This window comes from uncultured Holdemanella sp. (assembly GCF_934772795.1).
Classification (GTDB): domain Bacteria; phylum Bacillota_I; class Bacilli_A; order Erysipelotrichales; family Erysipelotrichaceae; genus Holdemanella.
The window spans coordinates 1-15176 of sequence record NZ_CAKVMR010000012.1 but is presented as its reverse complement, the minus strand read 5'-3'; the positions used below and the strand labels follow the sequence as shown (position 1 = coordinate 15176).

The window sequence follows — 15176 nt, the reverse complement described above, 5'->3', positions numbered from 1 at the left end:
TTTTCAATGGAAATGAGGTATGAACATGCATCGTTATTCATATTATAAAACGGCTGCCTGTACTCCAAACGTTTCAATTGGAGATCCACAGGCTAATAAAGAAGAAATTTTAAATTGTATTCAAAAATTAGATTCAGATACACAACTTGTAGTATTTCCAGAACTATGTATTACAGGATATACATGTCAGGATTTATTTTATGAACACACATTATTAAATAAAGCAAAACAAGTTCTATTTGAAATTGTTGAAGAATTACCAGAAAATCTAGTTACAGTTTTAGGCTTACCTTTAGAAATTGAAAATAAGCTTTATAATTGTGCTGCCATTTGTTTCAACAATGATATCCTAGGTATTCAAGTAAAAACATATATTCCTAGCTACAACGAATTCTATGAAACTAGATGGTTTTCAAGTGCGAGTGAAATAAAAGAAAACACAACTTTTAACTTTAAGAATAAAAAAGTTCCTGTTTCAAATCATATTGTATTTAAAGATACAACTACATCTGCTTGTCTAGGTGTTGAAATTTGTGAAGATCTATGGGTAACCATTCCTGTAAGTTCAACACATGCATTAGCTGGAGCCAATGTGCTTTGTAATGTAAGTGCTTCGAATGAAATCATCTCAAAAGCGAATTACAGAAAGAATCTAGTCAAAGATCAAAGTGCTAAATGTTATGCAGGCTATGTATATGCCAGTGCAGGACCTACTGAAAGTTCGAGTGACTTGGTTTTCTCTGGGCACAATTTAATTTGTGAAAATGGGACTATCTTAAGTGAAACTAAAACAGACAAAATCATTTATGGACAAATCGATTTAGACCATTTAAATCATGATCGTCTACACTATAAAACAAGTATGCAGGATTTATTCCATGTAAACTATACAACCGTAGAATTCACATCTAAGCCAATTGAAGAAATTGAATTTGACCGCTATATCGATGCCTATCCTTTTGTCCCAAATAATCAAGATGAAAGGATTGCGCGTTGTTTAGAAATCTTACACATTCAAGCCCAAGGCTTGGCAACACGCCTTTCAAAAATTCATTGTAAAGATGTTGTGATTGGAATTAGTGGAGGACTCGATTCTACTTTAGCTTTATTAGTTTGTCATGAAGCCTTTAAAATCAATAATTATGATTCAAAAGGGATTCACGCGATCACAATGCCTGGTTTTGGAACGACGAAACGTACTAAATCCAACGCCCAAATCTTAATGGATCTTCTTCATGTATCTAGTGAAGAAATTTCTATCGTGGATGGTGTAAACCAACACTTTAAAGATATTCACCATGATCCAGAAGTTCATAATATTACGTATGAAAACTCTCAAGCTCGTGAAAGAACTCAAATCTTGATGGATTTAAGCAATGCCTATAATGCGATTGTTGTAGGTACTGGAGATTTAAGTGAACTAGCACTAGGTTGGTGTACATATAATGGGGATCACATGAGTATGTATGCAGTCAATGCCAGTGTTCCTAAGACATTAGTTCGTTATATTGTGGAAAGTGTTGCCTTAAAAGACGAAGTATTACATGATGTATTAATGGATATTTGTGATACACCAGTATCTCCAGAGCTTTTACCACCTGATAAAAATGGTAAGATTGCTCAGAAGACAGAAGAAGTATTAGGTTCTTATGATCTTCATGATTTCTTCTTATATCAAATGTTAAGACATCACGATGAGCCTAAGAAAATCTATGATTTGGCTTGTGTTGCATTCAAAGATGTGGATAAAGAAACAATTAAAAAGGCCATCACAACATTCTATAATCGTTTCTTTACGCAACAATTTAAAAGAAACTGTATGCCAGATGGTGTTAAGGTTGGATCTATTTGTTTCTCACCTAGAGGCGATTGGAGAATGCCAAGTGATGCATCAAGAAATCTATGGACAAAACAAGTGGAGGAAATTTAATTCCCCCACTTTTCTTTATGCTTTATCTATATTGTTAGAAAAAATATCTGCCACTTCACTCATGATAATATAAGCCCCAGAATCAATTTCATGTACGCTTTCTTTCATGCGATTGACTTGGTAGCGATTGACTACAAAATAGACGATAGATTTAGGCCGTTTTGAATATCCACCCGTGGCATCCACTCTAGTTACGCCACTGCCAAACGTTTCACTTAATGCTTCACATATTTCTTTAGGATATTCTGTTACAATCATTGCACATTTAGCTCGATCAATACCTTCAACGACAAAATCAATTGTCTTTAATGCCGCTGAATAAGCAACTACCGAATAAAGTGGTAATACCCAGCTATTTAATACAATTCCGCAAAATATATACAGAATGACATTATATATCATCACAAAAGTTCCTACTGTAATACCTAAGCGTTTTGCGAATATCACAGCCATGACTTCAATACCATCCATGGCTCCACCAAAACGAATGGCCAAACCACTTCCTATACCTGAAATCATGCCACCAAATAATGCGCAAAGAAGTAAATCTGTACCAGCTAGTGGTGAAGCAATACTTACATCAATTGGAAAAACATCCGTTATAAGCCATGCGAATAAGGAATATATAAAGACGGTATAAATGGCATAAAATGTAAATTTCTTCCCTTGTTTTTTGAGTCCAAAAAGAAACAATGGAATATTTAATATCAACAAGAACAATGATAAGGACAAATAAGATGGTGTAATCTGTTCTAACAACATAGAAGTTCCAGAAATTCCACTATCATACAATTTCACAGGTGTCATGAATAGTGTAATACCAAAGGCATTCACAATCCCTGCAATTGTAAGCATAAATAAATTGGTAATACGAGGTGTTGGGTTTTGTTTCATAAGCTCAGCACTCCTTTTTAGGGCTTCATTTTAACATACTCACACTTCAAAATCATTCCATTCACAAATCTTTTAGACAATTATAAAGAATAGACTATTCCATACGCATTTTCAAAATTCATAGTTTTAGATCCTTTTTTAATGATTCATTAAATTGATCAAAAGGAATTGTATTCCCTTTTAATACTTCATTATGAGCCGCTAATATCTCCTTAGCTAATTCCTCTTTTGTAAGTTCATCTTCCTTTAAAATTTTATTTGATGGTATCTTCACATCAAAAGATAAACCATTATTTAAAATAATTTGATTGTAGAACATGTTAATTGCGACAGAAGATGGTATTCCTAATTTTGATAAGATTGCTTCCGCTTGTTCTTTTGTTTCTGGTTCAATTCTTGCATATACATTTGATGTTTTTGACATATAATAAGTTCCTTTTTGTTAATTTAAGACATTGTACATACATTCGCAATCTAATGTAAAAGCATTTTAAAAGAACAGACTATTTTTTAGCCTGTTCTACAATTTCATTGATTCTTTCTAAGACAGGTTCAAAACCTGTTTTTTCTGTACTACTGATGCCAAAGATGTTTTTCATTGGCAATTGAAGCTGTTGAGAAATATCTTTCAATGCACGAACACGTTTTGTCTTAGGAATCTTATCGACTTTTGTAGCTACAATGACGATTTGAATTCCAAGACTTTGAATCATTTCAATCATATCTAAATCATCATGTGTTGCGCCATGTCTTGCATCCACAAGTTGTACAACGCAACAAATCTGTTCTCTTTGTGTAAAATATGTATCCATCATTTTACCCATTTTGATCAACATTTGTTTAGACATTTTCGCATAACCATATCCAGGAACATCCACCAACATCCAAGTATCATCAATCTTAAAGAAATTGATCAAACGTGTTTTACCTGGTGTATTTCCTACATAGGCCAATCTTTTTTTATTTGTCAGTGCATTAATAAAGCTTGATTTTCCAACATTACTACGTCCAACGACTACAACTTCTGGTAAATCAGATTCTGGCCATTGTTCTTTTTCAACAGCACTAATCACAAATTCACTGATCATACTATCTTACCAATGCGTTATGTAATACTTGAGAAACATTTGAACAAGGAATAAAAGTAACTGCATCTTTTACTTCTTGAGGAACATCATCCAAATCTTTTACATTTTCTTTTGGAATCAAGATCGTATCAATTCCAGAACGATGTGCTGCCAATGATTTCTCTTTCAATCCACCAATAGGAAGAACATTTCCTCTTAGTGTAACTTCACCCGTCATAGCTAAATTTGCCTTAACCGGAATATTTGAGAAACAAGATACTAATGCCGTTGTCATTGTAACACCAGCACTAGGTCCATCTTTTGGAACAGCACCTTCTGGTACGTGAATATGTACATCGTTTTCTTCAAACAATTTAGGATCAATTTTAAATTCTTTCGCATGTGTACGAACATAGTCAAGCGCAATACTAGCACTTTCCTTCATGACATCACCTAATTGTCCTGTAAGAACAAGTCTTCCTTTACCAGTAAAGCGAGTTGCCTCGATTTGAAGGATATCTCCACCAAAACTTGTATAGGCAAGTCCTGTTACAGTTCCAACTTGATCTTTCTTTTCTTTTTTACCATAATCTACTTTTTCATTACCCAACCACTCATGAACTAATTTCTTAGTTAACTTGATGCTGCGCTTGTTGTTTTTCAAAATCGCAAGTACTGTCTTACGGCAAATTGTCGCAATTGTACGCTCTAATGAACGAACACCCGCTTCACGAGTATAGTAACGAATCAAATATAGTAACATGTCATCATCAATTTTTAATTGAGATGCTTTTAAACCATTTAATTCTAATTGTTTAGGAACTAAGTGATCCTTGGCAATATGTACCTTTTCTGCATCTGTATAGCTTGATAATTCAATAATTTCCAAACGATCTCTTAATGCAGGTGGAATGTTTTCTAAATAGTTTGCGGTTGCGATGAATAACACTTTAGATAAGTCATAAGGCTCTTCAATATAGTGATCTGAGAATACTGAGTTTTGTTCAGGATCCAATACTTCAAGCATTGCACTTGATGGATCTCCCTTATAATCACTAGCCATCTTATCAATTTCATCAATCAAGAACACAGGATTTGTAACTCCAGCCTTTTTCATACCCTGAATGATACGTCCAGGTAAAGCTCCTAAATAGGTTCTTCTATGGCCACGAATTTCTGCTTCATCACGAACACCACCAAGTGACATCTTCACAAATTTACGGTCCAAAGCACGTGCAACACTTTTTGCCAAAGATGTTTTACCAACTCCTGGAGGACCTACCAAACAAATGATTGGCGCATTCAATGAATTTGTCATTTGTTTAACAGCCAAATACTCTAGAATACGTTCTTTTACTTTTTCTAGACCATAGTGATCTGCATTTAAAATAGCTTCAGCTTCATTTAAATCTTCATTGTCCTTCGTTTCTTGCCACCAAGGAAGATCCATCAACCAATCAATATATGATTTAATGACACCTGTCTCTCCACTTGCCATAGGTAGCATTTCATAACGACTCACTTCATCCGATACCTTTTTCTTAATGTAGTCTGGGTATGGATTTTCAGCTAAACGCTTACGAATCTTAGCCGCATCTTCATCTTGGGCAACTGTATCCCCTAATTCTTCACGAATGACATTCATCTTTTCACGAAGATAGTAATCTTTTTGTCCTTGATCAATTCTTTCTTTGACAGTTTCGTTGATTTGTTGTTCAACTTCACTCATCTTTTTCTCTTTAGCCATATCTTGAAGCAACATCATTAGACGATCATTTACCCCTAATGTTTCAAGATACTGTTGTTTTCTTTCAATATCTAAAGGCAATCCTTGAACAGCTTTATCACTTAAGAATTCACCGCCCATACCCTTTGAAATTTCCATAACGATTTCTTTTGTCACAAAACGATCTTGACCTTGCATACGATCAAGCTCATCTGCGATCATACGAATCAATGCTTCTTCTTCAACAGCATCCTGTTTTTCGCTTTCAAGAATTTCAACTTCGGCTAAATCACTTAGGCTTCCATTGATCCAATTGTTTAGCTTAACACGCTTAATTCCACGGAACTTAACACGTAAGAAGTTATCAAAACGACGAATATGACGAACTTCACACAAAGTTCCAACAGAATATATATCTTCTTTTCCAGGATTTTCTTGTTCAAGTTCTTTTTGAGAAAATAAACAAATCTTTTTATCATAATTATCCTGTGCATTTTCAACAGCATGTACAGAAGTATCTCTACCTACATCAATCACAATTTCTTGATTTGGATATAGTACGACCCCTCTTGTACAAACTAAAGGATAGGTATTTAATTCCATACGAAAACCTCCTTATATTAAATATGGAAAAAGACGCTAGGCGTCTTTTTTCTTTTACATTATACTACTTTACAGAAGTTTTAATGAAGTCTAATGCTTTTTGATTTGCTAAGTCTACTTTGATACTTTCTGGAGAAATCAATGATTTGATTTTTTCAACTTCCATGTTGTACATTTCAGACATTGTAGTAAATTCTTTTTCTACATCTTCATCACTAGCTTCAATGCTTTCTGCTTTAACGATAGCTTCTAATACTAATTGAGTTTTAACACGAGCAGCAGCTTCTGGACTCATTTGAGCACGGATTGCTTCTTCAGTTTGGTGAGTTGCTTCTAGGAATTGTTTAGCAGTAAATCCAGATTGTTGCATACGACCTTCGAATTCTCTGTACATACGATCAACTTCTGCATCGATCATTACTGTTGGAATTTCAACATTAGCGTTGTCACAAACTTTTCCTAATAATTCATTAGTGAAGTTTTCTTCAGCTTCTCTTTCTTTTTGAGCAGTTAAATCAGCTTTTACTTTTTCTTTATAAGCGTCTACTGTTTCAACATTTTCAATTTTTAATTTTTTGATTAATTCATCATTTAATTCAGGAAGATCTTTATATTTTACTTCGTGAACTGTGCAGTGGAAAGTTGCAGGTTGACCAGCAAGTTCAGCTGCTTGGTAGTTTTCAGGGAAAGTAACTTCAACGTCTTTTTCTTCACCTTTCTTAACTCCAACTAATTGTTCTTCGAAACCTGGAATGAATGATCCTGAACCAAGTTCTAATGGATAGTTTTCTCCAGATCCACCTTCGAACGCTACACCATCTTTTGTTCCAACAAAATCGATAACAACTTGATCACCTAATTGAGCAGCATCGTCATCTTCACGAACAACCCAATCAGCATAACGATCTTGAACACGTTTAACTTCGTTTTCAACATCTTCTTCTGTAACTTCTACGTCTGCTTTTTTGATTTCTAATCCTTTGTATTCACCTAAAGTTACTTCAGGAAGTACTGTACATGTAAATACTAATACGGCTTTTTCATCATCAGCTTCTTTAACATCTAAAGTAGGACGAGCTACTAAATCGATATTGTGTTCTTTGATTCCTTCTGACAATGCTTCATTAGCTACTTCTTCGCTAGCCATATCATATAATGCTTTTGAAGAAAGTTGTTTTTTAACTAAAGCATCAGGGATTTGTCCTTGACGGAATCCTTTCAAATTCATGTGAGATTTAGCATAGTTTAATGCTTTTTTCTGTGCTTTTTTCCAAGCTTCACCTTCTACAGTTACTTCTAATTCACCAGTAGAATTTTCTTTCAAAGTCCAAGTACTAGTCATTGTTTTCTCCTCGCTTTTCAATGGATAACTCAATATCCTCAATTTTTTCAAGACCTTGTTTCTTGACAAAACCAGGCCATTCATCGGATTTCTGCATTGCATCATACACAAGTCTTGTGATACCTTTCGCAAGCTGGTAAGGATCTTTGTCTTCTTGATCAAATGGTCTTTCATATAAAACTAACTGCATCAAAAGTGACATACAAAATTGAATCATAGTAGGATCCTCATTTGTAAACCAACTTTCAAATAATGAGCTAGCCTCATTGATTGACTGATCTTGCTCCATAGGTAAAATAGCACTTGGTATAAACGTAATGTTCAACCCGGATTTTATCAAATCAAACGGATCATCAATTTTCTGCTCCATTAAAGCTTCAATCAATGTACCCTTATATTCATCAGGTAAATCTGAATCCAGTAATTCCTGAACTTCATCATGACACATTCTCAAATTCATGTTTTCTAGAATAGAAATCGCATAGATTTTCTGTTCTAGAGTACCATGAACATAATCCTGTAACTTACTGAAATCCATACTCTTACTCTTTTGTTCCAAATAAGGTTTACATTCAGACTTATAATATTCCAATAACTCCAATGCATCTTCTGGAACATAAGGCATATTCAGTTCCTGACAAATCAATTCGTACGCCTGGGCATAACTTTTTTCATCTATCTCTTTTTTTATTTCTTCAATTAAAGAATGATAATATGCGTTCACTTATACCTCCATGCGAAACATTAGTATTCTACCATAAATATCGACAATAATCAATTCTACGCCTTTTTAAAATACAGAATTCAAAGAATGTCATTTCAAGAAAAAAACTCTCCTATTAAAGAGAGTCTACTTTCATACTTTTTTCTAATTCATTTAACTTCTTAAATTCAGCTAATATACAAATAACAGATACTACAAATGCTACAAAATCCGCAATTGGAGCTGCATATAGAATTCCATTCAAGCCAAAAAACTTAGGTAAGATCAAAACGAGTGGAATCAAAAATAATACTTGTCGTGTCATAGACAAAAACATACCTAAATATGCTTTTTTAATGGACGCAAAGAAACTTGATGATAGCATCTGTACACCATCAATGCATACTAGCATTAGATAGATTCGCATAAACATTGTCGCAAATTCAAAATAATTCGCATCTCCTGATCCAAATATAGATAATACAGTACTTGTGCAGAATTGAAATAAAGCCCAACCAATAAAAGACACAATCAAATTGGCACCAACAGCTAGTTTAAATGTTTTTTTAACACGCTCATATTTTTGCGCTCCATAATTAAATCCAATGATTGGCTGCATACCTTGCGAAATTCCAATAATAATAGCTAATAATATCGCATTTGTTTTCATAACGATACCACAGGCAGCTAAAGGAATATTACTACCAAACTTAGTAAATTGACCATAATATGTCAATGAATTATTTAATACGATTTGCACAAATAAAATCGCAATCTGATTCAATGAAGCACTCATACCAATGGTTGCCATTTCCTTTGTATCATTCAAAGAAATACGTAAGCTACTCTTATCAAATTCAATATGTTGAAAACTCTTGATATACCAAGCCGCAATCACAAACGAAATCACTTGACCTGCAACAGTGGCAATGGCAGCACCAGCAACACCCATGTGAAAGACAAAGATAAATAACGGATCTAATATTGTATTGACTATAGCTCCTGCAACCATACATATCATTGAATATTTTGGTGATCCATCCGCACGAATCAAGTTACTGATCACATTTGTCGTAATCAAAAATGGAACACCCAAAGTTGTAATTCGTGTATATTCAAGTGCCAAAGGCATAATTGTACTTGTAGCCCCAAACGATTTTAATAATGGTTCTAGAAACAACAAAACCAATACTACATAAATCACAGAACAAAGTACAGATATGCTGATGCCATTGCCTGCAATACTACTTGATCGTTCTGGCTTCTTTTCACCTAGATATAAACTAAATAAGCTTGCTGATCCAATTCCAATCAATAAGGCGATTGCCAACGCAATGGTTGTAAGTGGAAAAGCTACATTGGTTGCAGCATTTCCTAAAAAACCAACACCTTGACCAATAAAGATTTGATCCACAATGTTGTATAGTGATGATACAAGCATAGAAATAATACTTGGTATCGCAAACTTCTTTAATAATGATGACTCTTTTTCATATCCTAATGGATTTTGCATACTAATATAATTCCCTCTTTCTAAACTGTGCAATTAAATGCTTATTTCCCATTGAATGCTCTTTGATCACATTCAACTCATTTCCTCTTTCATCAAACCAACCCACAAATTCATAACCTGGCTTTGTAGCCGGCAATAAATGAATCGTATCCGAAAAATACGTATATGACTTTGGATTTCTTCGACTACTTAGTCCACCATTCAAATCATACGTAATCTTATATTGACTGACTTGCCAATGGGCATATAAAGTACAAGACTCATGAATCGGTTCATCCAAGTTATAACGCCAGCGATAATCGCAATCCCAAAACCATCCATCAAAAGTATATCCCACGCGAACTGGCGGTTTTAAATCCCCCAATAAACCATGTTCATCCGTACATACGTCCATATAATTGGCTCCACCACATGTTTCAAAGTGGATAACAGGACACTCTTTATAAATAGCTGTCAATATAACTGGTTCATGAATGCCTGCTGGTAAACTCGTAATAATTTCACCATTAAGCTGCCAACCCTCAAACATAACACCCTTTTTAAACGCCGGATACAACAACAATTCTTCCGATTCAATACATGTGTATCTAGGGTTACGACGCGACATAACTCCACCATCCACATCATATTCAATGGGATACCAAATAGGAATCCATTTATCATATAATGTCACAGAATGAGGAAGTACCCCACCTGGATTTAATCTTTTTGTACACTCTTTATCTATATACCAACCAACAAACTGGTAACCTTCTCTTTTCTCACTCATCAAATATCACCTGCCCATTATTTTATCACAAATAGAAAAACTTCTAGGAAAATTTCTAGAAGTTATTCAAATAATTATACAAACTATTTCCAAAAGTCATTTCCATAAGTTCATTTGCGATTTCTTTATTTTGAATACGCATAATATGATCTTCTACATCTTGTTTACCTAACAAATTCATATTTCCATACCATACAATTTCCTGATCAACAATCGCAAAATGTTCGCAATTATCTTCTGCTGATTTTAGATAAAAACCAGATTGTCTCATTTCTTCTAACAACTGCATTCTATAATTTGAACTTCCAAACCTAATTTTATCTGGCATCCAAGAAACTACGGTTACTTCCACTCCATCTTCTATCTTATTTTTAACTAATTTTGTAAAATTTGCAATCTTATCACCAGATAATGAAGGACTGGAAACAACAATATTTTTCTTTGCGCACATTAAGTCTTGACTATACATATCATAATAATTACTTGCATCATATATAGATTGAGAAATTTGCGATTCACTTTTTATGCCGTTAGTATCCGAAATTAATTCATAACCTGATTCTTTGTAGGCCTTTAATCTTTTTCCATACATTCGATCAAACATTGGAATATGAACATCTACATAATCATATACAAGCATTGTATCTTTTTTATCATATAGTCGATGAATTCTTCCGGTAAATTGTTCTATAACACTACTACTAGCCATGGGAATTGCGAGAAACAAAGTATCCAATCGATCAAGGTCAAAACCTTCTCCAACGAGTGATCCTGTCGCAACTAAAATCATAGTTTTATCTTCAGGCACACTTTTCATTAATTCAACAATATGATTATTTTCCTTTTTTGATTGACTTCCTATCAATAAGAAAACAAAATCTGCCACGCCCTCTAATTGTTCATATAGCTTTTTACAATGTTTCACATATTTAGACAGAACCACAGGCGTACGCTTTTTCTTTATACATTCTTTTATATCTTGTATAATCATTTGATCTCGTAAATCATTATCTCGTAATATTGAATATGCTTCATTTGGATTTTTTTCATCTTTCATCATTCCTCTTGGTACAACCACATGCGTAAACCGAGGATATAATAAACGAGGAATCCCTTGTTGTTTTGCTTGTTCTTTTGCGGAATATTTATGTCGTATTGGACCAATAAGCATAAAATTCATCTTATCTAATTGATCCGTTCGATCAACGGCTGTAACACCATATACATATTTAGCTTTAATTTCCTTTAAAACAGCACTTTCTGTATTTGATGCAGCATGATGACATTCATCCACAATGATCATGCCATACTCATTCAACAATTCATGAAATTTTCCTTTTTTACATATAGAACCAGCCATTGCGATATCAATTATACCTGTCATAGAATCATGAGAACCTTGCAAAGTACCTATCAAAGATTTTCTCTTTTTGACCAAACCTTTAGGCGTTGTATATTCAGGTAACTCTTCATTTATGTCCAAAAATGTCTGCAGCTTATCTTTCCATTGTTCTAATAAGGATGAACTCTCCAACAAAATGAGTGTATTCACTTTCTTTGTCGCAATTAAATCTGCACAAAGAACTGTCTTACCAAAAGCTGTAGTTGCTAACAAAATACCATTTTCATGCTCAATCATTTTATGTAGAGCCACTTCTTGTTCTGGCTTTAACTCACCTTTAAAAGTAACATCAATACTTTTCCCTTGTTGTCTTTTATCATCCACCACCATTTGAATCCTAGCATTCTTATTGTAAGACATTAAAGTATCATAACAACCTCTAGGAATTTGTATATATCCACTATCGTGATCTTCCCCAAGATAAATATATTTATACATGCCAAAAGTAGAAATTCCCATACCTTGATTTTTATAATAGACTGGATTACTAATTCTAGCCAATTTACGAATTTTATTTTGAATAGATACACTTAAATTTGAAGTATCCACATAAATACCATTTGACAAAGTGATATGCATTTTTCCATCCACTTCATTCTTTTCAAATTCTTTAATAGAATCCCAAGGTTTATCATTTAGATTACCTTGCCATTCTTTTATCTTTTCTTCAACAAACGACTGTGAAAGCTTAGGCTTAGACCATAATACATTCCATTGATTTGAATAGGCATTCCAATTTTCATCAATAAATGCACTGTTGCCATCTTTCAATGCTTGTCCTTGTAACGGCAAAGCAATTAAATTTCCAAGACCGCCTTTTGGCATACTATCTTGTGCAGGTATCATTCGATCATAGTATTTAAACGATTTTAAATTTACTTGTTCAGCACCTTTATCCAATAAGGCATTTCCAAAATTTCTTGCTAAGATAGATGAAATAGGTTTATCAAAGAAAACCCAAATATGCGCTCCTTTACCAGATCTAGAACGCTCAATCAATGGATCAATCCCATTCATTTGACATATCGTACGCATCGCATTGACTTCTTCTTTCCAACTCTCATCTATATTCGCAAAATCATTTCCTGCATCTTTATCATGATTATCAAAGTCAAACACTAAAAAGCGACACGTATTATCTTTATGCATTGGATAAACACCAATCACTTCATTTCCTTTTAAATGTGACATAATACTATCAATTGTCAAAGCTTTATATTTTTGGTAATGACAATCTTGGCAACGAAATCCTGCATTCCATTTCTTGCCACACCCATCCGACCAAAAATTAATACATTGTGGATAGTATCCCGCCTTATTTGTTTTCTTGTTTTCTACTCTTTTTGCGTATACGTCTGTACGACCCCAAAAACGTGCAAAAAATCGATTTGCCATATCTTTTGTGATTTCATTTGGAAAAACAATACGACTACCTTGATTTGTTTCAAAAGGTTCTGTATTTGTAGAATTCTTTAATTGATCCAGTTCTTTCTGATAAGAAATTCCTTCTCGATCCAAAATATTCTTCAAGCATTCAATCTCTTTTTGTAAGTCATTTATTATAGCCAAATTATCATTTGCTTGTTTCACAAAACCACCTACTCTTTTCAATACTATTTTAATTGAATTCACAATTAAAAAAAACACCCAAGACTCCGTTAATTAGACGGAGAGGAGTGTTTTCAGAACACATCTGCAAGTAGTAGTCTTGTAGTAGTTCTACATATATAATAGTCCTTTTTACAAACCAGTGTGTTAACACAAACACACAAAGACAGAAAAACAAGAATAAATCATGCCTTAACCGCTTTTAATATGTTAATCCAATCTGTTTTTTTCATGAGCCATTCTTTTTAACTTTTTATCTATCTGTTTTGCGATTTTATAATCTTCTTCAAATTGAAAGTTATGTTGAACGACCGGATTTTTTGATATATATACATATACCTTTTCTTTATTTGATAGTTCAATTTCAATACCTACATACACTTTTTTTAATTCAATAAAAATACTCGTATTAAACGTACTAATTAACACTTTATGCGAAAACAATGGTGATTTACCTTTATATTTAGCATGTTCATAAACTATTTGACTTCTAACAACATCACAAAATTTGTAAGTTCCTAAACTACCATCACATATTGTAAATTCTTTGTTCTTCTCATCAAAAAGGATGCTGTCAGCTATTTTATTGATATACAATGTTGAGATGCTCATTATTTCTTAACTCCTCAGATTTTTGCATAACATATATCAAACTTAATCCATTCTCTGCTGCAAATTTTGTAGCTTCTTGAATATCAAAAAACAGCTCATTTCCTTGTTCATAGTAAACAATCCATTCATCAGGGTTAATTGACTCATTATTTTCTAATGACCGAGCTCTTGTAGGAACAGCTGTGATTGTGTTTGTCAACGAGCCCACGTAAACTGGCGTACTTAGAGCTGTGTTAGCATACACAGCAACATTAATATTATATGTTATTGCATTATTGGCAGAATGAACAAGCTTAGATGATTGACTTGGAGAGATTGTACACCCATATTGTAGAGCATAATGCTGGCAATTTGATCCATATAAACTAATATCATTAGCATAAGTGATTGTACCATTATTATGTTGTACACTTATGTTATACCAATACGAATACGCATAAACTGAAAGATAGCTTCCTGTCACTTGTGCTCTCTTGTTGTAAGAAGCCGCATATAAACTAATAGTCGACATGCTTACAATACTAATACACAAAATCAAAGTAATAATGCCATAATATATTTTATTTTTCATCACATATTTCCTTTCTTTTTATTTTTCTTTTATTTTTTACATCAAATAAGTATGACCATATAAACTGTGTCCATTGCTATCACATCTCCTAAAATATGATTTCTTATTATTATCTTAATTTTTCCACCATTTAAATATAAGACTACACAATTAACTTTCATATTAAGACTTTATTTACAAGATTGTGTCAATGAAAAAGGGTGTTTCTAAAACATATTTTCAAATAATTGTCTTGTAGTAGTTCTACATATATAATAGTCTTTTTTACAAACCCATGTGTTAACACAAACACACAAAACATAAAAATTTTCAATTGACAATTCCATCAAGCAGATTAAAATAATGTCTAATTCATAGATAAATCGGAATTTGGGAGGATATATAGAATGTATCGAAAAGCGACGTTAAATGATTGCGAAAAGGTCTATCACTTAAT

General features: G+C 33.3%; 12 protein-coding genes. 1 reads left to right on the top strand and 11 read right to left on the bottom strand.

The window, feature by feature from the left end:
- Window positions 1-25: 25 nt before the first annotated feature.
- Window positions 26-1930, top strand: coding sequence for an NAD(+) synthase (locus Q0F04_RS03755; RefSeq protein WP_295750327.1), 1905 nt, complete (start codon window positions 26-28; stop codon window positions 1928-1930).
- A 15-nt stretch (window positions 1931-1945) separates the two neighbouring features.
- Here the strand turns inward: Q0F04_RS03755 and Q0F04_RS03750 are convergent, their stop codons facing one another.
- The 11 genes from Q0F04_RS03750 to Q0F04_RS03700 form a co-directional block, all read right to left on the bottom strand.
- On the bottom strand, window positions 1946-2824 hold the full coding sequence (locus Q0F04_RS03750; protein WP_295750324.1) for a YitT family protein: 879 nt from the start codon (window positions 2822-2824) through the stop codon (window positions 1946-1948).
- Window positions 2825-2942: 118 nt separating this feature from the next.
- Window positions 2943-3248: a type II toxin-antitoxin system RelB/DinJ family antitoxin gene (locus Q0F04_RS03745; protein WP_295750322.1), complete on the bottom strand. Its 306-nt coding sequence runs from the start codon at window positions 3246-3248 to the stop codon at window positions 2943-2945.
- Between the two features lie 79 nt (window positions 3249-3327).
- On the bottom strand, window positions 3328-3912 hold the full coding sequence (gene yihA / locus Q0F04_RS03740; RefSeq protein WP_295750320.1) for a ribosome biogenesis GTP-binding protein YihA/YsxC: 585 nt from the start codon (window positions 3910-3912) through the stop codon (window positions 3328-3330).
- A gap of 1 nt (window position 3913) precedes the next feature.
- On the bottom strand, window positions 3914-6220 hold the full coding sequence (lon, locus tag Q0F04_RS03735) for an endopeptidase La (RefSeq protein ID WP_295750317.1): 2307 nt from the start codon (window positions 6218-6220) through the stop codon (window positions 3914-3916).
- 64 nt (window positions 6221-6284) lie between these two features.
- Window positions 6285-7562: a trigger factor gene (gene tig, locus Q0F04_RS03730; protein ID WP_295750315.1), complete on the bottom strand. Its 1278-nt coding sequence runs from the start codon at window positions 7560-7562 to the stop codon at window positions 6285-6287.
- Window positions 7555-8286, bottom strand: a complete 732-nt coding sequence (locus Q0F04_RS03725) for a DUF3196 family protein (RefSeq protein ID WP_295565178.1) — start codon at window positions 8284-8286, stop codon at window positions 7555-7557. Before Q0F04_RS03725 ends, tig begins: the two co-directional genes overlap by 8 nt.
- Window positions 8287-8401: 115 nt before the next feature.
- Complete coding sequence (locus Q0F04_RS03720) at window positions 8402-9778, bottom strand: MATE family efflux transporter (RefSeq protein WP_295750312.1); 1377 nt, start codon at window positions 9776-9778, stop codon at window positions 8402-8404.
- Window position 9779: 1 nt separating this feature from the next.
- Entirely contained in the window at window positions 9780-10547 is a 768-nt protein-coding gene (locus tag Q0F04_RS03715) for an InlB B-repeat-containing protein (RefSeq protein WP_295750310.1), read from the bottom strand.
- 55 nt (window positions 10548-10602) lie between these two features.
- Complete coding sequence (locus Q0F04_RS03710; protein WP_295750307.1) at window positions 10603-13539, bottom strand: DEAD/DEAH box helicase family protein; 2937 nt, start codon at window positions 13537-13539, stop codon at window positions 10603-10605.
- 228 nt (window positions 13540-13767) lie between these two features.
- Complete coding sequence (locus Q0F04_RS03705; RefSeq protein WP_295750304.1) at window positions 13768-14169, bottom strand: hypothetical protein; 402 nt, start codon at window positions 14167-14169, stop codon at window positions 13768-13770.
- Window positions 14141-14740 (bottom strand): hypothetical protein, encoded by a 600-nt coding sequence (locus Q0F04_RS03700; protein ID WP_295750301.1) that lies wholly within the window; start codon window positions 14738-14740, stop codon window positions 14141-14143. Before Q0F04_RS03700 ends, Q0F04_RS03705 begins: the two co-directional genes overlap by 29 nt.
- Between the last annotated feature and the right edge of the window lie 436 nt (window positions 14741-15176).